19 protein-coding genes are annotated in these 25676 nt (G+C 42.4%); 10 read left to right on the top strand and 9 right to left on the bottom strand.

Annotation, left to right across the window (positions count from 1 at the left end; translation table 11 throughout):
- Positions 1-182: 182 nt before the first annotated feature.
- On the bottom strand, positions 183-1214 hold the full coding sequence (locus QL898_RS03680) for a lysophospholipid acyltransferase family protein (RefSeq protein WP_290175835.1): 1032 nt from the start codon (positions 1212-1214) through the stop codon (positions 183-185).
- A gap of 67 nt (positions 1215-1281) precedes the next feature.
- Positions 1282-3108: an aspartate--tRNA ligase gene (gene aspS, locus QL898_RS03675; RefSeq protein ID WP_290175889.1), complete on the bottom strand. Its 1827-nt coding sequence runs from the start codon at positions 3106-3108 to the stop codon at positions 1282-1284.
- Positions 3109-3482: 374 nt separating this feature from the next.
- Here aspS and sohB point away from each other — a divergent pair, with 374 nt between their 5' ends.
- From sohB to QL898_RS03650, 5 genes are all read left to right on the top strand, one after another.
- The gene (sohB, locus tag QL898_RS03670; protein WP_290175834.1) at positions 3483-4463 is read left to right on the top strand and encodes a protease SohB; all 981 of its coding nucleotides are present in this window, start codon (positions 3483-3485) and stop codon (positions 4461-4463) included.
- Positions 4464-4733: 270 nt separating this feature from the next.
- Positions 4734-5984, top strand: coding sequence for an acyl-CoA dehydrogenase family protein (locus QL898_RS03665; protein ID WP_290175887.1), 1251 nt, complete (start codon positions 4734-4736; stop codon positions 5982-5984).
- Positions 5985-6225: 241 nt separating this feature from the next.
- Positions 6226-7470, top strand: coding sequence for a phosphotransferase family protein (locus QL898_RS03660; RefSeq protein WP_290175833.1), 1245 nt, complete (start codon positions 6226-6228; stop codon positions 7468-7470).
- A 48-nt stretch (positions 7471-7518) separates the two neighbouring features.
- Positions 7519-8283, top strand: a complete 765-nt coding sequence (locus QL898_RS03655) for a histidine phosphatase family protein (protein WP_290175832.1) — start codon at positions 7519-7521, stop codon at positions 8281-8283.
- 122 nt (positions 8284-8405) lie between these two features.
- The gene (locus QL898_RS03650; RefSeq protein WP_290175831.1) at positions 8406-9275 is read left to right on the top strand and encodes an SDR family oxidoreductase; all 870 of its coding nucleotides are present in this window, start codon (positions 8406-8408) and stop codon (positions 9273-9275) included.
- A gap of 91 nt (positions 9276-9366) precedes the next feature.
- Here QL898_RS03650 and QL898_RS03645 read toward each other — a convergent pair whose 3' ends face one another.
- The 5 genes from QL898_RS03645 to QL898_RS03625 all read right to left on the bottom strand — a co-directional run bounded on the left by QL898_RS03645 (position 9367) and on the right by QL898_RS03625 (position 16186).
- Positions 9367-11067 (bottom strand): AMP-binding protein, encoded by a 1701-nt coding sequence (locus tag QL898_RS03645; protein WP_290175830.1) that lies wholly within the window; start codon positions 11065-11067, stop codon positions 9367-9369.
- A gap of 640 nt (positions 11068-11707) precedes the next feature.
- The gene (locus QL898_RS03640; protein WP_290175829.1) at positions 11708-13405 is read right to left on the bottom strand and encodes an AMP-binding protein; all 1698 of its coding nucleotides are present in this window, start codon (positions 13403-13405) and stop codon (positions 11708-11710) included.
- 461 nt (positions 13406-13866) lie between these two features.
- Positions 13867-14643, bottom strand: a complete 777-nt coding sequence (gene fetB / locus QL898_RS03635) for an iron export ABC transporter permease subunit FetB (protein WP_290175828.1) — start codon at positions 14641-14643, stop codon at positions 13867-13869.
- 147 nt (positions 14644-14790) lie between these two features.
- Positions 14791-15627, bottom strand: a complete 837-nt coding sequence (locus tag QL898_RS03630) for an ATP-binding cassette domain-containing protein (RefSeq protein ID WP_290175827.1) — start codon at positions 15625-15627, stop codon at positions 14791-14793.
- Between the two features lie 7 nt (positions 15628-15634).
- Positions 15635-16186 (bottom strand): thioesterase family protein, encoded by a 552-nt coding sequence (locus QL898_RS03625; protein ID WP_356638500.1) that lies wholly within the window; start codon positions 16184-16186, stop codon positions 15635-15637.
- Between the two features lie 241 nt (positions 16187-16427).
- Between QL898_RS03625 and xthA the strand changes: the two genes are divergently transcribed.
- The 3 genes from xthA to QL898_RS03610 all read left to right on the top strand — a co-directional run bounded on the left by xthA (position 16428) and on the right by QL898_RS03610 (position 19425).
- Positions 16428-17252: an exodeoxyribonuclease III gene (gene xthA, locus QL898_RS03620; RefSeq protein ID WP_290175825.1), complete on the top strand. Its 825-nt coding sequence runs from the start codon at positions 16428-16430 to the stop codon at positions 17250-17252.
- A 191-nt stretch (positions 17253-17443) separates the two neighbouring features.
- Entirely contained in the window at positions 17444-18667 is a 1224-nt protein-coding gene (gene argJ / locus QL898_RS03615) for a bifunctional glutamate N-acetyltransferase/amino-acid acetyltransferase ArgJ (RefSeq protein WP_290175824.1), read from the top strand.
- Between the two features lie 359 nt (positions 18668-19026).
- On the top strand, positions 19027-19425 hold the full coding sequence (locus QL898_RS03610; protein WP_290175823.1) for a DUF4377 domain-containing protein: 399 nt from the start codon (positions 19027-19029) through the stop codon (positions 19423-19425).
- Positions 19426-19549: 124 nt separating this feature from the next.
- On the opposite strand, the gene QL898_RS03605 is transcribed toward QL898_RS03610, so the two are convergent.
- Positions 19550-20983, bottom strand: a complete 1434-nt coding sequence (locus QL898_RS03605; protein ID WP_290175822.1) for an L-serine ammonia-lyase — start codon at positions 20981-20983, stop codon at positions 19550-19552.
- A 522-nt stretch (positions 20984-21505) separates the two neighbouring features.
- Between QL898_RS03605 and QL898_RS03600 the strand changes: the two genes are divergently transcribed.
- Positions 21506-22930: a solute carrier family 23 protein gene (locus QL898_RS03600; RefSeq protein ID WP_290175821.1), complete on the top strand. Its 1425-nt coding sequence runs from the start codon at positions 21506-21508 to the stop codon at positions 22928-22930.
- A gap of 124 nt (positions 22931-23054) precedes the next feature.
- Here the strand turns inward: QL898_RS03600 and QL898_RS03595 are convergent, their stop codons facing one another.
- Positions 23055-23987 carry a DMT family transporter gene (locus QL898_RS03595; RefSeq protein WP_290175820.1) on the bottom strand — a complete coding sequence of 311 codons (933 nt, stop codon included), beginning with the start codon at positions 23985-23987 and terminating at the stop codon, positions 23055-23057.
- A gap of 481 nt (positions 23988-24468) precedes the next feature.
- Between QL898_RS03595 and QL898_RS03590 the strand changes: the two genes are divergently transcribed.
- Positions 24469-25491, top strand: a complete 1023-nt coding sequence (locus QL898_RS03590; protein ID WP_290175819.1) for a WG repeat-containing protein — start codon at positions 24469-24471, stop codon at positions 25489-25491.
- Positions 25492-25676: the final 185 nt, after the last annotated feature.

Genomic DNA, 25676 nt, shown 5'->3' with positions numbered 1-25676 from the left:
GTAGATGAGGTCTTAGTTACGTCAGATGTCATAATGCACTCGTATTGAGATAATAGTCAGATAAATGAAGGACTAATAAAAGTAAAAGGATATAGAGTTCAGCCAATATTATCATAGCTGTGACTGATGGTACGTCTAAACTGATGGTACGTCTAGATAGTGCAACGCTAGGTTGGTGATGACTAATGATTGTCGAGCTTAGTGTTATCGCTTTTAACAGTACTATCGTTTTTAGCATTGTCGCTTTTAACGTTGTCATTTTTAACGCTATCGTTGATATCACTAGCAGAACGACTAGAAACGCTAGAATGGTGAGATTGGATAAAGGCTGCTAAAGTCTCTTTATCTTTTCGGTAAGGATTGCCTAAGTTTGGTATACGCTTAAAACGTCGATAGCCCCACATATAATGACTGTAGTTGTCTGTAATCATACGCTCCATGGCCTGATTGAGAGCATGAGTCGCCACTTCAGCATTACGGTCATACAAGGCTGGATCGTCGAGTTTGTAGCAGTAAATGTCAAAACCGCGTCCATCGGTACGGCGAATACAAGATAAGCCAACTAGCGCACATTTGGTTTTGCTGGCCAGTTTGGAAGCAAGTGTACTGGTCAATGTTTCGATACCAAAGAACGGAACGACAACGCCGCCTGATGGCTCTGGAACGTGGTCGGGCAGTACAATACTAAAACCACCTTGCTTGAGCGTTTTAAACACGGCTTTGACGCCGCTACCATCAGTAGGTACCAAAGTGGCATTAAGTCGCGCTCGTCCTTGAAGGATAAACTCATTAGCGAATTTGCCGTCAACTGGCTTATACATAATGGTTGGCGCACCAAACTGATTGAGCCAAGCATTCATCATCTCCCAAGTGCCGAGATGCGGGACGATAGCAAGCATACCATTTGGATTGGCAAGACCCTCTAAAAAAATGTCTTTATTATGGACATCACGAATCTGAGCGATACTCCACTCAGGTGGCATCGCCCAGCTTTTTATAGATTCAATACTGGTCAGACATTGATGATAAATAATGTCTTTGGTCAACGCTCGCTTTTGCTGCTCAGACAGTGTATGAGTAATCAGCGCCATATTGATCTGAATGGTACGCATGATACTTAGACTGGGTATCTTGATAATAACCCAAGCGGCAAAACGTGCCAGCATCTGCAATACAGACAATGGCACGACTTTGAAAATATGATACGGATTCATGACCACTCACATGGTAATGAATCACGTAACAAGCACTGTAGACAGCAACCGCGCATCATTAAGCGATTTATTCAGCAGGCTTGCTGGTATCAGCTTGTGCTTTTTCACGCACACGGATACCAAGCTCACGTAATTGTTTGCTATCAACGCCAGCAGGTGCTTGGGTCAATGGGCAATCAGCTGTTTTGGTTTTTGGGAAGGCGATAACGTCACGGATAGAGCTTGCGCCTACCATCAACATAATCAAACGATCCAAACCAAATGCTAGGCCGCCATGCGGTGGCGCACCAAATTTTAGAGCATCAAGTAAGAAACCAAACTTGTCTTCAGCTTCTTGCTCACCAATACCCAAGGCTTCAAGTACAGCTTGCTGCATATCATAAGTGTTGATACGTAAGCTACCGCCACCAATCTCAGTACCGTTCAATACCATGTCATAAGCGATAGAAAGGGCAGACTCTGGGTTGTTTTTCAGTTCTTCAACTGAGCCTTTAGGCTTAGTGAACGGATGATGCATCGACGTCCAACGACCATCGTCAGTCTCTTCAAACATTGGGAAGTCGGTCACCCAAAGTGGTGCCCATTCACAAGTCGTCATTTCAAGATCTAGACCGATTTTTTGACGTAATGCACCAATTGCATCATTCACGACACTGGCTTTATCTGCACCAAAGAAGATAATGTCACCATCTTCTGCAGCAGTACGCTCGATCAAGCTCACAAGCACGTCATCAGTCATATTTTTGATAATTGGAGACTGTAGGCCAGACTCTTTATCCACACCATTGTTGATACTGCTAGCGTCATTGACCTTAATATAAGCCAAACCGCGTGCGCCATAAATACCAACAAACTTGGTATAAGCATCGATTTGCTTACGGCTTAATGATGCGCCACCAGGAATGCGTAGGGCAGCGACACGACCTTTAGGATCGTTCGCAGGGCCAGCAAATACCTTGAAGTCAACGTCTTTCATCAAATCTGCAACGTCAACCAGTTTCAATGGAATACGTAAGTCAGGCTTGTCTGATGCATAATCACGCATTGCCTCGAAGTAAGTCATGCGAGGGAATTGCTCGAACTCAACATCCATCATGGTCTTGAACAAATGCTTGATAAGACCTTCGTTGATGTTCATGATCTCTTCTTCGTTCAAGAAAGACGTCTCGATATCGACCTGTGTAAATTCAGGCTGACGATCGGCACGTAAATCTTCATCACGGAAGCATTTAGCGATTTGATAATAACGGTCAAAACCTGACACCATCAATAATTGCTTGAACAGCTGTGGCGACTGCGGTAGGGCAAAGAAGTTACCAGGACGCGTACGTGATGGCACAAGATAATCACGCGCACCTTCAGGTGTTGCACGAGTCAAGATAGGCGTCTCAACATCCAAAAAGCCATGATCGTCTAAATAACGACGAATCGCTGAAGTCGCCTTGGCACGGAACACCATGCGCTCTTGCATTTGCGGACGGCGCATATCGAGGTAGCGATACTTTAGACGTAGGTCTTCTGATACGGTCGTTTTTTCGTCATTCAACGGGAATGGCGGGGTTTCAGATTTGGCCAGTACTTCAATCTCTTTACCCAATAGCTCAATTTGGCCACTGGTCATATTGTTATTTTCAGTACCTTCATAACGGCGACGTACGCGGCCAGTGATCTTTAGTACGTATTCAGGACGTACCGCATCAGCGGTTGCAAAAGCTTCTGGTGTATCAGGATCGACTACTACCTGCAAGATACCAGCGCGGTCACGCATGTCTAAGAAAATCACGCCACCGTGATCACGACGACGATGTACCCAGCCTACGATACTAATGGTTTGCTCAAGCAAGCTCTCAGTTACAGCTCCGCAATATTCGTCTCGGTATTCGCTTTGCGTCATAGTGCTTTGCGTCATAATATTGTTATCCAGTTATCAGCCCAATTCGAAGTACAATAATGCAGCCATTGCTGTGCGTTTCAAGCGATTTGCCAAAAAAACACACAAACAACGCGATCAAGACATATGGTCATCACGTTGGCTGCAGAAAATTTGATATAAACGCATATTATGCCTAATCTACCTTTGTTATACAACCGGCTGAGTTCAATCAAAGCGTAGCCATGCATTGGTATCGGCTGTATTTATTGAGCGATATCTATATTAGGTTAAATATTGTCATTTTGCTTGAAAATACCAGCGAGCGTGCGCATATCAACCGTACCTGAATAAAAACATCTATGTTGATATACCTACTGACTTGAGGATTTGTAATCATGCTATTTCATCCACAAAAAAACCCTGTTGAGCTAAAAGTAAGACATTTAAATGAAGCGCAAAAGCAGCGTCGCGAAGATTTGATGGAAGCCACCCAAGGCAAAGCTGCGCTTAAAGCATTCAAAAAAACAATGGCAAAAAAAGCCAAGCAGGCATTGAAAGCAAAAACTAAAAATAAGAAAAAACATCCTGATGACAAGGCGCAAGTTTTTGTGCTCGATTTTGACGGTGATATCAAAGCAACTGCGGTCAAACATTTGCGTGAAGAAATTAGTACTTTAATTAGTACCGCAAATAAAGGCGATGAAGTGATCGTACGCCTCGAGTCAGGCGGCGGTTTGGTACATGGTTATGGTTTGGCAGCCGCGCAATTGGTTCGTCTAAAGGACGCTGGCCTAAAGCTAACGGTCTGCGTCGACAAAGTGGCGGCGAGCGGCGGTTATATGATGGCGTGCGTGGCAGACAATGTCGTGGCAGCGCCATTTGCTATCATTGGCTCAATCGGCGTGGTGTCACAATTGCCAAACTTTCATAAATGGCTCAAAAATCATGACGTCGATTATGAGATGTTTACCGCGGGCGACTATAAGCGTACGGTGACTGTATTTGGTGAAAATGATGCCGAAGATCGTGCCAAATACCAAGAAGAGTTAGAGCAGACGCACGAGTTATTCAAGCACTTTGTCAATACTTATCGTCCAACGTTGGATGTTGCCAAAGTAGCCACAGGTGAGCACTGGTATGGCGAAGATGCCTTAAAGCTTAACCTGATTGACAGCTTGCAAACCTCTGACAGCTACATTCTAGAACGTATGGAAAACAGCGAAGTGTACGCATTACATTCACGTCAGAAGCCGACGCTGGCAGAGAAGCTAGGCCTTGCGCAAGCAGCAGAAGCAACGCTCAGTATGGCAGTGGACAAACTGCCAGACGCGCTTGCACGTTTTGAGCTAAACAGCCGTTTGAATATTCTAAAATAGTGTTAGATATCATTATGATGTCTGATAGCTAGTATTTTAGCGGTCATATATTCAGCAATACACTGTTTGTATTTTGTAAAAGGCGTGTCCTAACGGGTCGCGCCTTTTTGCTGTTTAATCATAAACGCTGTGTTATAAATGTAGGATACAGAAAACAGTATACGTCCGTACACTAAGGCTCGCATTAAAGATCTAGCAGAGCTTTTTGTCAAAACCCGATTTAGACAATCAATAAAGAAAAGGAAGTCATTTATGTCTAACGACAATTTAATGTTTACCGCAACAGAACATGGTCAAGCCATGCATGCCAAAGTCAAAGCGTTCATTGAAACGAATATTGAGCCCATCGAAGCCCAATTCTGGGAAGAATGTCATAAGAAAAATCCTGATGGTAATTGGGAAAACTGGGAGTGGCCAGACGCTTATGATAACCTACGCAAACAAGCACGCGAGGAGGGTTTATGGAATTTATTCTTACCTGACGATACGTTAGGTGCAGGGCTTTCAGTCACTGACTATGCACCGATTGCAGAGCTGACGGGTCGCAGTTTGCTCGCGCCGCATGTGTTTAACTGCAATGCGCCTGACAGCGGCAATATGGAGCTATTATGGCGCTATGGTACGCAAGAACAGCAAGACAAATGGCTCACGCCGCTATTAGAAGGTGAGACCCGCTCAGTGTTTTGTATGACTGAGCCTGATGTGGCGTCAAGCGATGCCACTAATATGCAAGCAACTGCTGTGGTCGATGGTGATGAGATTGTCATCAATGGTAGCAAGTGGTGGTCATCAGGTCTGGGTGATCCTGCGGTTGATATTTTAATTGTGATGGCCTATACCGCGGATGAAAGCGCAGACCGTCATCATCAGCACTCGATGGTACTGGTACCAGTTAATACAGCGGGTGTGAATATTAAACGCATGCTCAAAGTGTTTGGCGATTATGATGCACCGCACGGTCATGGTGAGATTAGCTTCGAGAATGTGCGTGTGCCAGTCAGCCACTTTATTGGTGGACCTGGTAAGGGTTTTGAGATTGCACAGGGTCGTCTAGGACCAGGCCGCATTCATCATTGCATGCGCTGCATCGGTGCTGCCGAAAAATCTCTTGAATTAGCGGTCAAGCGTGGTATGTCACGTACTGCCTTTGGTAAGCCATTACTACAATTGGGTGGTAACTTTGAGCGTATCAGCGAAGCCCGTATCAAAATCGACCAAGCACGCTTGCTCACATTGTACGCCGCCCAAAAAATGGATGCTCAGGGCACCAAAGCCGCATTGACTGAAATCTCTGCTATCAAAGTAGTGGCGCCAACTGTGCTACAAGAAGTCGTCGATATGGCGATTCAGATTCATGGTGGTATGGGCGTCTGCCAAGATACCTTGCTACCGAATTTCTACGCGCAAGCACGTGTACTACGTTTAGCAGATGGTCCAGATGAAGTACATAAAACCATGATTGCTAAGCTAGAACTGAAACGTCAGGGCTTTAGTCGTTCTGCTAAATCTGACAAAGTTTAGCCTTAAGTTTCATCTTAACAAACGGTTGTGTGAGTTAGTTTTGATTTGCTCACGCAACTATCAAGAATAAACCAATCAACAAACTAATTAAGAATTCACTATTAACGACTTAGTAGTGAATTTTTCATCACTAAAGCGAGTCCTTATTTCAAAAATAGTGAGAAGAGTGAGATAAACTGAATTGAGAACTAGCTCGCATATCTGTTATAAAAATAAATGACCACATGATAAGGAATGTCTCATGGCAACTGATAATAAAGTACTAGACAAAGGCGGTGCCGTACGCGAGGGTGAAGAGCTTGATGCCAAAGCAGTCAGTGAATGGCTTCGCGGTCAAGGTGTCGACGTGGTAGGCGAGCCTACAGTCACTCAGTTCTCAGGCGGCGCATCAAACTGGACATATCGACTACAGTATGAGGGTGAAGATAAAAACCAAGACCTCATATTACGTCGTCCACCAAAAGGTACCAAGGCAAAATCTGCCCATGACATGGTGCGTGAGTACACCGTTCAAAAAGCTTTAAAAGATGCTTATCCTTATGTACCTGAGATGATTGCGCTATGTACGGATGAAGCTGTTATCGGCGCTGATTTTTATGTAATGGAGCGGATGGAAGGTATTATCCCTCGTGCAGAATTACCAGAAGGTATCGATCTAAATCCTGAGCAAACGCGTCTGCTTTGCACCAATGTATTAGACGCTTTGGTAGAGTTACATCAGATAGACTATACCGAGCATCCTGATTTGGTCAATTTGGGCCGCGGTGAAGGTTACTGTGAACGCCAGATCAGTGGTTGGGATAAACGTTATGTCAAAGCAAAGACGCCAAACGTACCAAGCTTTGCACTGGTTAGACAATGGCTTGCTAAGCATACGCCTGCTGATAGCAAAACTTGTATCATTCATAATGATTGGCGCTTTGACAATGTCATACTTGATGCGGATGAGCCGACCAAAGTTATTGGCGTGCTCGACTGGGAGATGGCAACCCTTGGCGATCCATTGATGGACTTGGGTAGTGCATTGGCTTACTGGATTGAAGAAGATGATAATATTATCATGCAGCAGTTCCGTCGTCAGCCAACACATGTAGAAGGCATGATGACGCGCGATGAAGTGGTTGAATATTATCTAAAACAGTCTGGTTTAGAGATAGATAATTGGACCTTTTATGAAGTGTTTGGATTGTTCCGCCTCTCAGGCATTATTCAGCAAATCTACTATCGTTATTATCATAAGCAAACTACCAATCCAGCTTTCAAAAACGCTTGGCTCGTTATACATGTCATGCATGCTAAATGTTTGAAACTAATTGCGCAATATGAAGGCGAAGCCTTATTCAATGCGCATGTACAACCGCATTTAGAAGACATAGGCGTAGATGCTGCTGCTATCGAGCAGTTACCAAGCCCTGTTCAAAAAGTGGTCAAAAGTATTTTACCAAAAGGTTATTTTGCAAAAGCACCTGACTCTCCTGAAGCGTAAGCATTCAGCAAACCGTACTTTAGCAAATATGATAAAAGGTAAGAATTTATGACAACCATACTTTTAGCACGTCATGGCCAAGCGTCTTTTGGACAAGAAAACTATGATCAACTCTCAGAACTAGGCACTGTCCAAGCCCAAATGTTAGGTCAGCACTATGCAGCCACACAGCGCCGTATTGATGCCATATTTACCGGTAGGTTGGTTCGGCAGCAAGACTCAGCACGTCATTTTTGGGAGCGTTACCAATCGTCTGTACATGTTAATAATAGCAATGGCATAGCTACTGCGCCTGTAATCAACTTTGATCAGCCTGATAGTTATATTCTGCCGCAGTTTGATGAGTTTAATCATAAAGACGTGTTTGTTAAGTCAGCAGAGGCATCTGGTAATCGATCTGACATCTCAGCTGAAATCGCCAAAGCAGAATCCCCAGCCACCCGACTGGCAGAGCTATTTGATCAAGCGATGCGACGTTGGCATGCTGGTGACAATGATCAAGATTATCTTGAAAGTTGGCCACAGTTTAATGATCGTGCACAGCAAGCCCTTGAACAAGTACGTACAAAAGTAGCAAGTATGAGCTTAGATCAGGACAGCACCGTGCTTGTATTCACTTCAGGCGGTGTCATTGCTGCAATCACTGCTCAGTTATTGCGACAAGGCAGTCAGACTGCTTATCAGTTGAATAAAAGCTTGGTTAATACGGGTGTGACCTCTATTACTTTAAAGAATCAAAGTTCTCGCTTATTGTCTTTGAATGAATACAGTCATTTATTCTCTGATGGTAAACCATTCGTGACATGGCGATAAATTTACATATGATTTGCGAATAATGTAGTGTCATATCTGTTTAAAGTATAAGCCTTATCGACGTTTATACTAAAAAGTTACCAATTTGATTCTGTACAATATCGATATACAAAGGATGGTACATGCAAAATAAATTAATAAAATTGGTTGCTAAAAGTGCGCGCCATAGCAAAAACCAGATAGTAGGCGCGGTTCGACCTGCAAGCTATCTAAAAGACCTGAGTAAGCAGCAAGTAGGCACAGGTAAAACGGTGCTTATCACAGGTGCTAGTTCAGGTCTGGGCGAGGGTATGACCAGACTGTTTGCTAGCCTTGGCTACAACTTGGCCATATGTGCGCGTCGCACTGATCGTTTAGAGCATCTAAAATCGGAAATGATGGACAAGTATCCTAATATTCGAGTCGAATACCAAGCACTAGATGTAAGTGATTATGATACGGTTTTTCAAGTGTTTGATGCTTTTGCAGATGATTTCGGTAGCATTGAGCGAGTAGTGGTTAATGCAGGTATTGGTGATAGTCGCCGCATTGGTAAAGGGCATTTTGAAACCAACCGTCGCACTGCTGATGTCAATTTTGTAGCAGCACTGGCACAGTGTGAAGCCGCTATGAATATCTTCCGTGCTCAGAATAGTGGGCATTTGGTCGTGATATCGAGCATGTCAGCCATGCGTGGATTGCCTAGGCATCTGACAACCTATGGTGCAAGTAAAGCTGGCTTGGCCCATTTAGCAGAAGGCATTCGTGCTGATATGCTTTTGACCAATCTTCCTATCAAAGTTTCTACAATTTACCCAGGTTATATTCGCACTGAAATCAACGAAGGCTCTAAGCCATTGCCATTTGAAGTCGATACAGATACTGGTACTAAAGCAATTGTCGCGGCTATCGAAGCGGGTGTGGATGAAGCCTGTGTGCCGAGCCTGCCTTGGTCTATGGTCAGTCATGCGATGAAGCACTTGCCATTACAGGTAATGAATAAACTAAGCTAATCAAATCGGTTTTCTTAATGCTGAAAAGAAGAAGCCCACTACAATAATAGTGGGCTTCTTCTTTTATTTACTCTAAATAGCAGGGCAAGTATTACAACGTTTGAGGATTATTTGACATATGCTGTTCACGAAGTTTTTGACGTAGTATTTTACCAACATTACTCTTTGGTAGTTCACTAACAAACTCAATATGACGTGGACACTTATAACCAGTCAAATTGTCCAGCGCAAATTCTTTAATGAATTCTTTAGTGACGTTATTATCGGCAGGTACGATGTAAATTTTAACCGCTTCACCTTGATTTTCATCAGGAATACCGATCACAGCACAATCGACGATGCCATCACAATCGAGCATAACTGACTCGATCTCATTCGGGAATACATTGAAGCCTGAAACTAAGATCATGTCTTTCTTACGATCTAGTAGAGTAAAGTAGCCTTTCTCATCCATGCTAACGATATCGCCAGTGCGGAAGTAGCCATCGCGAGTAAAGTCATTGCTATTGTCTTTATTAAAGTATCCTGACATGACGTTTGGACCTTTGATACACATCTCGCCTGCTTGATGCATGCCAACACGCTCACCGTTTTCGTCAACCACGATAATATCGACACTCGGTACAGGTATACCAATAGTACCGTTGAACTTGCGGTCAGTGATAACGTTGGCAGTACCACCAGCCACGCCTTCAGTCATACCCCAACCTTCAACCATGGGGCAGCCAGTTACTTCTAACCAACGTGCTGCGGTTTGCTCGGTTGCCGCCATACCACCTGCTTGCGTAATACGTAGCGAGCTAAAGTCCAAGTCTTTAAAGTTTGGCTGGTCAAGTAAACCTTTAAATAGAGTGTTCACAGCAGGGAAGATGTGGAACGGTTGTTTTGATAACGTTTTAATAAACCCTGGCATATCGCGCGGATTAGGTACTAGGATAAAGGTATAACCTGAACGCATACCGAGCAAACTCAGCATAAAGGCAAAAATATGATACAGCGGTAAGGCCATAACCATATTGATGTATACTTCGTTTATACCTGAGGTCACAGGGCGATACCATGCCTCTGATTGCATAGCAGCAGCAACGACATTACGTTGTGTTAGGACAGCACCTTTAGATAATCCAGTCGTACCACCTGTATATTGCAAGATCGCTTTTTGTTGTAGGGTAGTTTTTGGTGCTTGAATAGGTAGGTTTTTTCCCTTTTTCAATACTTCAGGGAATTTAGTGACATTGTATTTAGGATCGTTCAGGTTGTATTTTGGAACCAAGCGTTTGACCTGACGGATGACTGTATTGACCAAAATACCTTTCAGACCCATCATATCGCCCATTTTCGATAGCACGATACGTTTGATATTGGTCTCTTCAATAACTTGCTCAAGTGCTTGAGCAAAGTTGTCAACGACAAAGATAACCTGAGCACCTGAGTCATTCAATTGATGACGCAGCTCACGGCCTGTATATAATGGATTGATAGGTGTACAAACGTAACCTGCACGCAGAATACCAATCATAGTCGGTAGGTATTGTGGAACGTTTGGCATCATGAGAGCCACCACGCTACCTTTAGGTAAACCTTGAGCCTGTAACCATGCTGCTATTGCCAGTGAAGCGTTATCAACATCACCATAAGTATGCGTAACACCCATACAGATAGTCATCGGATGCATACGAAAGCGGTTAAAACACTCTTCATATAACTCTATGAGGCTTTCATACTGATCAGGATTAATCGTCTTGGGTACGTTTTCCGGGTATTGAGCAAGCCAAGGTTTATCTACAGTCATGATTAGCGTCCTTAAATATTAAAATAAATTAAGGCTCTATAAAAAAGTAGTCACATCCATGTCAACAATTTAAATCGCTGTTCCATTAGCAAGAAATTGTCGAGTGCTATCCTATATGTTCACATACTGCTAAAATACGGGGCCCTTATAAAGTTTGATTTAATCACAGAGCATAAATATCTCATCAGATTAAAAAACCAATTAATGTTTTGGTAATGAAAATAGCTACTAGTAATGCTGCTAATCAATCGATATTAGTCATAACTATATAAGATCAAAATAACAGAAAGTATAGTGACACATTTTGGCAATACATTAACATAACTACAACCGTGTCTGTTATTCTTATACAAGAACTTGATAGTTTACAGTTAAATTTGATAAATGAAATAATATATGTTGAATAATCAGAAAATACCTAGACAAATAATTTACTTTCTTATCAAGTAATTAACATGAAATTTATTCAAAAAATGTCATATAATTGGATATAAAAGTAGATTTGTAGTAATTATAATAGAGAAATTTTATAGTTGAATGACAGAAAATAAATATACAAAAGGGCATCTTACAATTACTGTAAGATGCCCTTAGTAAAAATAAATTCATGTTTTTAGAATTTTTTAAAAATTGTCTCTATTTATACTTGCGGGTAGTCTGCATTGTGTTTTTCACGCAATTTTTGACGCAGTACTTTACCGACATTACTTTTTGGTAGGTCGCTCACAAACTCAATGTGGCGTGGACACTTATAACCCGTTAGATTGTCTAGCGCAAAATCTGTAATCACTTCTTTGGTAACATTATTGTCTTCAGGTACTACGTATATTTTAACCGCTTCACCTTGATGACTATCAGGAATGCCAATTACCGCACAGTCAAGAATACCATCACAGTCAAGCATCACAGATTCAATTTCGTTCGGGAATACATTAAATCCTGAAACCAAGATCATGTCTTTCTTACGATCTAGCAGTTTAATATAACCCTTGTCGTCCATGCTGACGATATCACCAGTACGGAAATAACCATCACTAGTAAAATCAGCACTACTGTCTCTATTGAGATATCCAGAGGTTACGTTAGGGCCTTTAATACATAGCTCGCCCCCTTCGTTTAAACCTACATGCTTGCCATCTTCATCGATAATAATGACATCGACACCAGGGGCTGGTACACCGATAGTACCATTAAACTCACGATTGGTAATAACGTTGGCGGTACCGACGGCAACGCCTTCTGTCATACCCCAACCTTCGATCATCGCGCAGCCAGTCACTTCTAACCAGCGCTTCGCAGTTTGCTCAGTAGCCGCCATACCACCAGCTTGTGAGATACGCAAAGCGCTAAAGTCCAAATCTTTAAAGTTTGGATTATCGAGCAATCCCTTAAAGAGGGTATTGACCGCAGGGAAAATATGGAACGGCTGTTTTGACAAGGTTTTAACAAATCCAGGAATATCACGTGGATTAGGTACTAGTATAAAGGTATAGCCTGAACGCATACCAAGTAGGCTAAGCATAAATGCAAAAATATGATACAACGGCAGTGCCATCACCATATTGATATACACTTCGTTGATTTCTGACGTGATAGGGCGAGTCCATGCTTCTGATTGCATCGCTGCTGCTACGATATTACGCTGTGACAAAATAGCGCCTTTCGAAAGTCCTGTGGTACCACCTGTGTATTGCAAAAATGCTTTTTGGTCCAAAGACATTTTTGGTTGCTGAAAAGGTAGGTTTTTACCTTTTTTCAATACTTCAGGAAGCTTAGTGACATGGTATTTAGGGTCATTGAGATTGTACTTGGGTACTAAGCGTTTGACCTGACGAATAATTGTATTGACCAAAATACCTTTCAAACCCATCATATCGCCCATTTTCGATAGGATGACACGTTTGATAGCCGTTTCTTCAATGACTTGCTCAAGCGCTTGGGCAAAGTTATCAACCACAAAAATTGCTTGAGCACCAGAATCGTTAAGCTGATGGCGTAACTCTCGGCCAGTATATAGAGGATTAACAGGGGTGCAAACGTAGCCTGCACGCAAAATGCCAATCATGGTTGGCAGATACTGTGGAACGTTTGGCATCATCAAAGCGACGACACTGCCTTTTGGCAAGCCTTGGTTCTGTAGCCAAGCAGCGACTGCCATCGAAGCATTATCGATATCACCATAGGTATGAGTCACTCCCATACAGATGCTCATTGGGTGCCCACGGAAGCGATCGAAGCATTCTTCGTACAGCTCCATGATGCTGCTATATCTATCGGGATTAATGGTTTTTGGCACACCGGCTGGATATTGAGAAAGCCAAGGTTTGTTCGATATCATAGTTAGCATCCTTGCGATTTGATATAGGCTAAAGTGTTTTGAAAAGGTAGTTGTCAATCTATCAATGGTACAAACCACTACTGATTTAAGTGGTATCTACCGTATTCAATAGCATCCCTGTCTATTGATTAATAGCTAGTTTTTTTGCTGCTGTCACAGCATTTTATTTAATAAACATTTAGATAAAGCATTAAATAAAACAAATAAATAAAAAGTTCAATAATAAAAATAATGCTCGTTCTAAAACTATTTATCTGCTGCTTACAAATAAAGCATCAAAAAAACGATACATTTGAGCAATACATTAGCATGAATTTAGTCTAAAACAATAACAGGAAGCGATACTGAGCAGTACATATATTAACTTATAAGAATATATTGAATTTGTTATCTCATAAATGAAGGATTAGATAATTAATGTTGGTGAGTTGATAAAACACAAAGGAATGTAGATGCCAAAATTATTGCGGTAAAATGAATTGATCTTTTTTATTAAAGAATCTTCGATAAATAAGTAAGGCGCTGATGGTGCAGCCAAGCGTGCTGCTGACACATATCAGGAACATAGTGACTATTTGATAGCGTACGGCTTGAGTGGGATCGGCGCCCGCTAGGATTTGACCCGTCATCATGCCTGGTAAGCTAACAATACCGACGACTAGCATAGAGTTTAAAGTTGGAGTCATGCCATTAGTAATAGCTGCTTTTATCTGCTCATGGACGGCTTCGAATGGCTTAGCAGATAGACTGAGCATCATTTCGATACGTCCAGATTGCTCATGAAAGGATTCAATCAATTGATTGCTCGTCAACGAAATGGCAGTCAAAGAGTTCCCTAATATCAGACCCAATATAGGAATAATGAATTGCGGTGTATACCAAGGCTGCACATTCAAAATCGCTATAATCGCAATCGTCGTTACTAGTATTGCTGAGATACCGACTGCCAATAACGTATCTGTCAATAATCCCTTATAGCTGCGTTTAACGCGATTTTTGGCGGCACTTCCTGCAATTAGAGTCATGACCGTTAAGATAAGTAGTACTTCATACCATTGTTCACGTGCAAAAATCCACGCCAGTATCAGCCCAATAAAGCTAAGCTGTATAATCGTACGAAATGCCGCTATCAAAAGGGTCTTGCTGAGCTTTAAACGTAAGCGCCAAGAGATGAGCAGTACGATGATAATTAGGCTGCTAGCAAGAGCGATATCACCATAAGTGAGAAAAATTTGCATATCATTCGTACCACTCGTATGAGCTTATTTAGGAAGTAATTATGGTAATAATACAAGGTGAGGATTAAGGTTATTAACGTGCTAAATTGTCTGAGCAACTAAGCGACGACTTAATTATTTAATTAAGTATTCTTGAATAAAAGTTCTTCAAGAGTCTACGGTGAGTACACCTACTTGCATATGCCAATGTCTATTTGCCAAAGGCATGATATCTTTTGTGTCGTGGGTCACCCATAAGAGTGTGCGCTGTGCATCTGCGTGCAACCAGTTGATGAGCAAGTTGACTAGCTGTGCTGAAGTGTCCATGTCCAAAGCAGCAGTTGGTTCATCTAGCAATAACACTTGTGGACTGAGTTGCAATAGGCGCAATGTATTGACCAGTTGGCGCTCGCCACCAGATAAATGCTTGGCGTCTTGTTGCAAAAAATCTGCACTTCTATCTAAGTGTTCAAGTTGAGCGATATGCCAGTCTCTATCAAAAGTCTGCGATTGGTGAGCGTGTAATTGATAAGGCATTTGTAAGTTTTCAAGGACACTGCCATCTAACAACTGTGGATGCTGAGCGAGTAGGGCGACCTGCTTGCGCCACCGTATAGATGCAGTCTCATGCATATCGTGATAAACATTACTCGACGTGCCATCATCCAAACGAACAGTACCGCTGCTCATTGGCAATAATCCTGCCAATATTCGCAATAGTACTGATTTACCGCTACCAGACGCTCCTGTCAAAACAGTAACTTGCCCTGACAATAGCGTACCGCTTGCACCGCTTATTAGCGTTCGATCAGGAGTTGATAGCTCTTTATCCAGTGAAGCGTCTGCGGTTAGCGTGCTTGCCCATTTTTGATAAATACTAGACGGCATAGAGATTTTATTCGAGGCTTCTTTGCTATTTTTAATGCTTTGAGCATTTATCGTCCGTTGGCTATGTACCCATAGGTTATCAAATTCAAGCAACACGCTATCCGTATCTATGCTCATAGCAGTTCTACTGCTGACCATGCATTTGCTCGTCGATAGCTTGTTCGATCGTAACGCGCAGTTTTTTTGGTACGCGAATAGGACGCATTGGTGGCGTTGTCGCGGCAGTATTTGGTTTATCGCTGTCTATTTCGTCATTACTCATTGGCTCTGGTTTGACAAGGTTTTGTACGCAGGCAATAACGATTTTGGTGCTGCTTAGTAGCTGGCTATCATCTGTTTCGGTAGTGCCATGATTTGGTAGATTGCGATATATACTTTGATAAAATATGATGCTGGCAGGTTTTAGCTCAACTTTATCAATACGTACGCTAATTACCTCATCTAATAGAATGGCTCTTTTGTACTGCAAGTCCGCCTGACTCACGACAAAATGCTGTACTTCACCACTGTCAGTCTGTAAAAAGTACCCATTTAAGCCCAGTTCAGTAAACCAGTCGCGTCGGCAGTTTTCAAAAAACACCAAGTGATTGGCGTGATAGACTATACCGCCAGCATCAGTATGGTTAATATAGACGTTATAATCTTTAGCAAATAATGGTTTGGTGTCATCATTCATGGCTGATGTCGTATTTTTTTGCTTAATTGTTGTCATAGCGATGCTCGATATTTTTAATAAGTATTGTTGAATAAAAGTGTTTCAGATAGACCAATAATAGATAGTGCTTACAATATAGTTACTCTAGCTCAAGATATCAGGCCATGCAACCGCTAGAACCGCTTACATTTGTTATCATAGTCGTTTATATTTCACCCATTTATAGAGCGCTATATTCTAACCAATCAGTATAGGACAGTTTATGACCCGTTTTGTCAGTTTTAACATTAATGGTATCCGTGCACGTCAGCATCAGCTCGAGGCGGTGCGCGAGGTAATCGATCCTGATGTCATGGGCCTACAAGAAACCAAGGTTCATGATGATCAATTTCCGCTTAGCGATATAGAAAGCCTAGGCTACCACGTCGAGTATTTTGGGCAAAAAGGGCATTACGGCGTCGCACTATTATCCAAAGCTGCACCTGTATTTGTACAAAAAGGCTTTCCTGGCGAAGATGAAGAAGCCCAAAAGCGCTTTATCCATGCACGTTATGAGTTTGAAGGTCGTGAAGTAGATGTACTTAACGGGTATTTTCCGCAAGGAGAGAGCCAAGATCACCCGACCAAATTTCCAATGAAGCGCGCTTATTATGCCAATTTGATGGCTTATATTGATACGCTAAAAGCGGAAGGTCGTTCGATTATCGTCATGGGTGATATGAATATTGCACCAGAAGATATCGATATTGGTATTGGTGAAGTTAATGCTAAGCGTTGGCTGAAAAATAGAAAAACCTCATTTCTGCCAGAAGAGCGTGAATGGTATTCAGCATTGATGTCACGTGAGCTGACAGATACTTACCGTCTGCATTATCCAGAGAGCACCGAGTTATACAGCTGGTTTGATTATCGCAGTCGCGGCTTCAATGATGAACCTAAGCGCGGGTTACGTATTGATCATATCCTATGTACCTCAGACTTAATCGATAAATGTATCGATGCTGGTATCAGTTATGAGCTACGTGCTATGGAAAAACCATCTGACCATGCACCGATTTGGTCAGCATTTGACCTAAAGAAACCGTGATACTTATATACGGTGATACCTATATATAGTCAATCTCATGTCAATTAGATACGATGCTGAGTTCGCTAATTCTGTTGGTTGTAGTGCTGTAGCTAGTTCTTCTTGTATCTGAACTGTCTTGAACTGACTATAGTATTTATTACTTCGTATTTCATAAATAACGATAAAAATTGAGAAATAAGGATTTTATTATGGCTGTTGGAAATGTATCAGTACCTGACGTTATCTATCCTATCGATGGTATCAAGCTCAGTGCCACAGCGGCAGGCGTTCGCTACAAAGACCGCGATGATCTAGTAGTTATCGAAATATCGGATAAAGCTACTACTGCGGTTGTCACCACTAAAAATACCTTTTGTGCCGCGCCAGTGCGAGTATTGCGTGAGCACTTTGTTAAGGTTAGTCCGCGCTATTTAGTCACCAATACGGGTAACGCAAATGCAGGTACGGGCGCTGATGGCAAGCGCCGCGCTATTGATATCTGTACAGCATTGGCTGACAAGGCCGGTGTAGATACCAATACGATATTGCCATTCTCTACTGGCGTGATTGGTGAGCCGTTAAATAGTGATGCCGTCATCGCAGGTTTGGATAATGCATTGGCTAATCTAGCGTCTGATAGCTGGCTAGCCGCTGCTAATGGCATTCGCACGACAGATACTATTCCTAAATTAGCCAGCCAAAAAATTGATGTAGCAGGTACTAGCTATCATGTCACTGGTATGTCTAAAGGCTCAGGAATGATACGCCCAAATATGGCGACCATGCTAGGCTATGTGGCGACAGATGCCAATATCACCGCTGACTTACTGCAAGAAATGCTAAGCGCTATCAATGAGCAGTCTTTCAACCGAATTACTGTCGATGGCGATACCTCAACCAATGATTGTTGTGTGTTGATTGCAACAGGTGCTGCTAGCTCAGAGGTGATTGATAGTCCAGAGCATCCACATTATCAGCCTGTACTTGATGCATTAGCTGATGTGTTTGTTCGTCTGGCACAACTGATTGTGCGTGATGGCGAAGGCGCTACTAAATTCATGACGGTCAAGGTGACTGGTGGTCAAACCACGCAAGAATGCTGCGATGTGGCTTATGCAGTCGCACATTCACCCTTAGTAAAAACGGCATTCTTTGCCAGTGATGCTAACTGGGGACGCATATTAGCAGCAGTGGGCTATGCTGGTATTGAAGACCTAGATACAGAGCAAGTCGATGTGTATCTAGATGAGGTAATGATTTGCCAAAATGGTGGGGTTGCACCTGACTATACAGAAGAGGCGGGCAAAACAGTCATGAGTCGACCTGAGATTACCATTCATGTTGACCTTGCACGTGGCGATGCCAGTGATACCGTATATACCTGCGATTTATCATACGATTACGTCAAAATAAACGCTGATTATCGTAGCTGATCATTCTTAAAAAACAGAATTTGCATAGTTGTATAAGAGCCAGAACAATATTTGTTTTGGCTTTTTAATGTCAAACTTCTGCTCAGTAGCAAATAACTCTGCTATTCAATACGCTTCATTAACATCAGTTGCAAAAGCTGACGTTACTTTACAAAGCAGTTATAGAGGGTAAGACGAATAGCGGCCTATACTGGTTTCAGTAAAAAGCAAACAACCTTATTAGCTTGTAGCAAAGCAAGATAAGGTGTTCAAAACAATAAGTTTATCTAAGTAGCAATGAATTATTAGCTAAATCAATAAATAAGCCAGTAACTAAGCTATCAATAAAGAATCAATAACAATTATCTGAGGATTGAATAATGAAGAAATTAGCACTTGCAGTATTGATGACGACTTTTGCCCTTTCTGGTTGCTCTACGATGAGTATGGATGATGAGCGCACGATGGTTGTTGAAGGACAACCTATGAATGTAAAAGTAGTTAATATTCCAAGTTTTGAAGTGGAAATTGCACCGCGTAAAGCAGTATGTGACTTAACTGCTACTGATGGCAGCATGGTCGAATCACAGTGTTTGCAGTATCGTCAGACCTATCAGAAAAACTACACTACGCTGAATGGTAATATTCAAGGTTTTACCTATGAGCCGAACTATCGTTATGTCCTAGATGTACGCCAAGAAGCAGTAACAGCAGAAGGCTCAAATGTAGTGCAGCCAGTTTGGATTCTAAACGAAGTGGTATCAAAAACTGCTGAATAATATTAGTAATATATAGACGATAAAACAGTTATAGAAGCAGTTATACATGACAAAAAGGCCTCTAGTTCGTTAGAGGCCTTTTTGTTGTTTTTATTATCAGTAAATTATTTCTCGAGAAGTCAAATTAGCATTGACTGTAGTTTACACTGACGCCGCGCGTTGCCGTAGGAATTCTATTATCAGCATAGACTGCCAGACCGCCTCGTGCCGTCTCTTTATACTTATCAGACATATCGGCACCTGTTTGCTTCATCGTCTCTATCGCTTTGTCTAAAGAGACGAAGTGCTGACCATTACCTCTACAGGCTAGACGTGCTGCATTGATTGCTTTAACTGCACCCATCGCATTACGCTCGATACAAGGCACTTGTACCAAGCCGCCAATAGGATCACAAGTAAGGCCTAGATTATGCTCAATGCCAATCTCAGCTGCATTTAAGCATTTGGCTGGCGTGCCATTCATGATTTCTGCCAGTGCAGAGCCTGCCATTGCACATGCAGAACCAACTTCACCTTGGCAACCAACTTCAGCACCAGAGATTGAAGCATTTTGCTTGATAAGGCTACCGATAGCAGTGGCGTTTAGCAAAAACTTACGAACGCCATCTTGGCTGTAGTTAGGCAAAAAGTCACGATAGTAGTGCAGTACGGCAGGAATGATACCTGCTGCGCCATTGGTCGGCGCTGTGACTACTTTGCCGCCATTGGCGTTTTCTTCATTGACGGCGAGCGCGTACAAATCGACCCAGTCCATAGCTGCTAACTTATCAGTCTTGGTGATAGGTTGGTCTTTTTCCGCACACAGCTGCGTATGCAAATCTTGGGCACGGCGTTTTACATCTAATCCGCCCGGCAAGATACCGCCATTTTCACAGCCTTGTTTGACGCAGTCTTGCATCACTTCCCAAATGCTATCTAGATAAGCAAATACTTCTTCTTTGGCATGGAAGTGACATTCGTTTGCCAGTACCAATTCGCTGATGCTCAAGTCATGCTCACGACATTGCTCTAATAGCTCTGCTGCGTTATTGAATGGGTAGGGAACTCTATCGATGGTCGGGCTGGCATGATCTTCGTCTGGGTTAGTTGCATCTTCTTCATTGATGACAAAACCGCCACCGACTGAATAATAAGTCTGCTGATAGCGAACGCCTTCAGTTGAGATAGCGCGTAGCGTCAATGCATTAGGGTGATAAGGTAGCACAGTATCGTCATACCAGTAGATGTCTTGTTCTGTATCAAAAGTAATCGTATGCGTGCCTGATACATTGAGAATCTTGTCAGAGAAGATAGGAGATAGGTAGCTACTGGTCATACGTGTATCTATCGTGCTAGGCGTATGTCCAAGCAGTCCTAACAAGATAGCGGTATCTGTTGCATGGCCTTTTCCAGTCGCCGCCAAAGAACCATACAGTTCAATCTCAATGGTCTTAACAGCAGTCAGTTCCATCTGCTCAGTTAGCGAGGTCAAAAATAAGTTTGCAGCGACCATCGGTCCGACTGTATGCGAACTGGATGGGCCGATGCCGATTTTAAACAAATCGAAAACACTGATCATAATAAGTCACCAAAAATTTTAAGCGCTTTAGCCTATTTTATCTATGGCATTGGGCGCTTTTATGAAAAATATAATAGACAGCCATCGCTCCTAGTCACCATTGATAGGTGGGCGCGAGACACTATTTATGAAGGTTATAAGGTAAATGAGCACTGAGGGCAGTTGAATAATAACTTTTATTTATTTTGAAACTCCGTTATCATGCTCGCAGTCAACAACTATGTAACATCCTGTAAGTTGGTTATCATCGTAAAATAAGACGGATTAAAAAAGACTGAATTTTTTAGTCAGACACATCCGTATTCATACATCTAGCAAGATATGGCTATCATACCAAATAATACTTTTGGTTTGTCATATTACAACATAAATGAATGAATTAGGATGACATATTATAGATAGAAAGACTTAACGTTCTGCTATTTATACAAGTCCTTAGAAATATGTCCATTTATTAATATTCTTATTTTATCAGTTATTCTAGCCTATTACTTTAGCTTAGCTCACATAGGACAAGCGCGCATGCCATCTCAAAAAGACCCTTCATCAGCGTCAGACAATAGCGCTCAAGATCTATCGACTCAAAATGCCTTGGAGTCTGCAGGCGTTGATTCAGCCGCTATCAATTATCCGCATAATCCAGATTTTGAAAATGGCCGTTGGTTCCCGACATGGCGTCCTTATAAGGGCGACTTGGATCGTGATCCAGTCGGTATCAACGATTATCTACCTCCGTCAAAAAGCGTATTGCTCGGTATACAGCATACCTTTGCGATGTTTGGTGCAACCGTGCTTGCGCCTTTATTGATGGGGTTTGATCCTAACTTAGCTATCTTGATGTCCGGTATCTGTACGGTAATGTTCTTTATGATTACCGGGGGGCGCATGCCGAGCTACTTGGGATCAAGCTTTGCTTTTATCGGCCCAGTCATCGCGGTGACCGCTTACGCAGGCGCAGGATTCAATGACAATCTAAATGTTGCGCTAGGCGGTATTATGGCCTGCGGTATTATTTATGCATTGATTGGTCTGCTAGTGATGAAGACAGGTACAGGTTGGATTGAGCGTTTGATGCCGCCTATCGTGACGGGTGCGATTGTCATGATTATCGGTCTTAACTTGGCGCCAGTGACCATTCAAGGCGTGTCTGCCAATCAGTTCGATGCCTGGATGGCTACCTTGACCGTACTGCTCATTAGTGGTGTGGCAGTATTTACTCGCGGTATGTTGCGTCGTCTGTTGCTACTCGTCGGTCTGGTGCTGTCGTACGTTGCTTACTTTGTCATGACCAATATTCTAGGCTTTGGTACAGCGATTGATTTTAGTACAGTAGCTGCCGCTTCATGGTTTGGACTACCAAGCATTCATACGCCGCGCTTTGAGATGAGCGCTATTATTCTAATTGCACCTGTGGCCTTTATTTTGGTGGCTGAAAACCTAGGGCATTTTAAGGCAGTAGAGGGCATGACCAAGGCTCGTGTGACCCCTTATATGGGCCGAGCATTTTTGGCGGACGGTTTAGCCACGACCTTTTCGGCAGGATTTGGTGGTACAGGTGTTACTACTTATGCTGAAAACATCGGTGTCATGGCGGTTACCAAAGTATATAGCACGACGATATTTGTCGTAGCAGGATTGGTTGCTATCATATTGGGACTGTCACCAAAGTTTGGTGCGATCATTCAGACCATCCCAGCGGCTCTATTGGGCGGTGCTTCTATTGTTGTCTTTGGTCTTATCACGGTTGCTGGGATAAAAATCTGGATCGATAACCATATTGATTTTAGTAAAAACAGCAATCTAATCATCGCGGCAGTGACGGTCATTATGGGTACTGGTAACTTTAGCTTGCATTTAGGTGGCTTTGATTTAGGCGGTATCGGTACTGCTACTTTAGCTGCTATCGTGTTAAATGCCTTGTTTAACCAAAGTTCTGAGGCGAAATAAGTAATGCTTATGAGATTGAAGTTTGAGTCTGTCAAATAAAGATGGTCAAAGCATATCTCATCTAACAAAAAGCGCCCATGCTATCGATAGTATGGGCGCTTTTTATTGGATGAAATTGCCAAGATTATTTATATTTACGTTTATAAAAGCGTGCAAAAAACCGATAGCGGCGAAGGGCACGTGGTTTTGGTTTCAATGAGCCTAAGTAAATAGCAAACATCGTTAGTAGTGCGCCACTCCACTGCAAAGTATTAATCGGCTTGTCCAGCCAACTATAGTCAATGACAAGGGCTGCAATAGGTTCAGTCAATAATAGCAGTCCAGTCAGTGCCAGAGAAAGCTTAGGAATAGAGTAGGCAATCAGGCCCCATGCTAAACACTGCATCACTGTGCCGTAGATAAGAACCCAACCAATCTCCGACCATGTGTTGGGTAGGATATTACCTGTGTCAAATACAAACATCGGTATAATCATGGCTAAGACGCCACCGATACTGATTAGCTGCATTAGCATAAATATAGGTGTCGGTTCAGTGTCATGCGTTTTGCGGATAAATGTCATTGATGCAGCTAACATGGCACCCGATACAATACCAGTGACAAAGCCCCAAGTCGCCGCGTTGTTGTGTGCGAATTCAGGGCTACCTATCATCGCTACGCCTATCATGGCTAAAAACAAACTAATAAGCTGTACGATAGACTGACGCTCATTGAAATACATAAACCCAATCGCGGCCAAGAAAAATATTTGCAGACTATTAAGCAGCGTCGAAATACCAGGCCCAACCGCATAAATACTCTCATGCCACAGCGCCAAATCTAATCCTAAAAACGCCCCCGATAATAGCGCATAAAAAATAGCACGTCTTGATTTGGGCATACGTTGGCCCATTAGCTTAGCCAATACCGCAAATACAATACCAGAAACAGCCAATCGCCAAAACGACATGGCCCAACCACCAATATCGACGTGAGCGACAATTAAGCTGCCCAATCCAAAAATGATACAACCAATGACTAAGCCAATAGGTGCAGATCGCGTTGAAGCAATAGCCATAATTTGTCCTTATAACAGTATTTGAATAACAGCATTTTGAATAACAGCATTCTTATTATCATTGCATCATGTCAGAACTTATGTTGACATAGAGCCATATTGTCGTGGTTTTAAACGCAAAATGAAATGGTAAAACCACAATTTATTATGCTGAATACAAATACTATCGCTATGCGGAAAATTATTGGGCATGTTAGACGCAAATAAACAATCAAAGTATTTGATATGGCTGCGTTTTTAGAAATAGACTTATGACAGTTGGGTAATAGTACTTATATCAAAAAATTTGTATCAGGGCGACGATTCGTAGGAGTAGGAAAGCGCATAATGTATACAAGTGATATTTCTGCACGGAGGATATGTGTGTAGCACTTTAAGCGACATTAACGCTGCAACACATGTATAGTAGATTGACGATATAATGTACTCAACGTCTGATTTGTTATACCAAACAATCTATATTATTTGTCTAGGTTTATTTATGCTTCAACGATTGCTATCAAAAAAACAGCCACATACATTGTCTGGCTTGCTACCAAAAATATCGCGATACAGTGTCGTCGTGACGATGCTATCTAGCGCATTGTTTTTGATGCCTAGCGCACACGCCGCCAGTTGTAAAATCCCAAAAAGTTATTACAAAAACGTCTCCTGCACGGCCAGTAGCAGTTACTTTTTGGCGATCAAAGATTTTGGTGCGCCAGTGGCGTTAATCGATAAAAAAGGCAAACGAGTCGTTGATTTGTCACGTTATCAAAAAGTCGATGCCGATAAACTGTCAGGCGGTCTGTTGCCTGTACTGCGCAACAGTCGCGTCGGTTATCTCAATATGCAGGGCCGTGAAGTGGTGCCTGCCATGTACGATATATTGACAGAGAGTCAAGGTTGGGCGCGCCCTGTATCGGATGGACGTATCGTGGTAAAAAAAGAGGGTAACTATGGTGTGATTAACACAGCCAATAGTACTGTTGTCTCGTTTTCTGCAGCGATTGATGATATCGACAATTATCGTAATGGGGTGGCGCGTGTACGCAAAGGCCGTGCAACCAGTTGGGTAGATAAAAACGGCAATGCAGCGAATGACCCAAATGCCCAGACTGACGCTCAGGCAGTAAATAAATCTACTTCTTCTAACGAAAAATCTAGCAAAGCATCACAGTCTGTACCAGCGCGTTTTACGACGCTTCAATCGCGTCAGCAAGATGGCAAATGGGGTTTCGTCGATGACAATAATGTCACTATGATTACCTACTCATTTGACGAAGTGCGTCCGTTCTCTGAGGAATATGCTGGTGTGCGTATCGGTGAAGAGTGGGGCTTTGTCAATTTAGGCGGTGAGCTGGTGATTCCTTTTCGCTTTGCTAATAGTGGTGTGAACGCTAACGATAGCTATCAGGGTAAACCATCCTTTGTATTTACAGGTGGTAAGGCGTGGATTGGTAACCTAAAGAACGGGAATAAAATGTGTATTGATAAAGAAGGGGCTGGTGTTGCTTGTGATTGATACAATTACTAGGGCGTGTCCTCATTTTAAAAATGGTGATAAAAATGAGATAAATCGCAGTCAAACAAGGAAAATAGCGCAGATAATATCGAGATATTAGTCAGCTATTTGACGCCATTTGGCAAGATTTAGTCATTTTTAACCCATTTAGATAACTATCGATTGAATTGAGGACACGCCCTAGG

This window comes from Psychrobacter sp. APC 3279 (genome assembly GCF_030407795.1).
Classification (GTDB): Bacteria; Pseudomonadota; Gammaproteobacteria; order Pseudomonadales; family Moraxellaceae; genus Psychrobacter.
The sequence above is the reverse complement of the archived record's forward strand: the minus strand, read 5'-3'. Positions and strand labels throughout refer to the sequence as shown.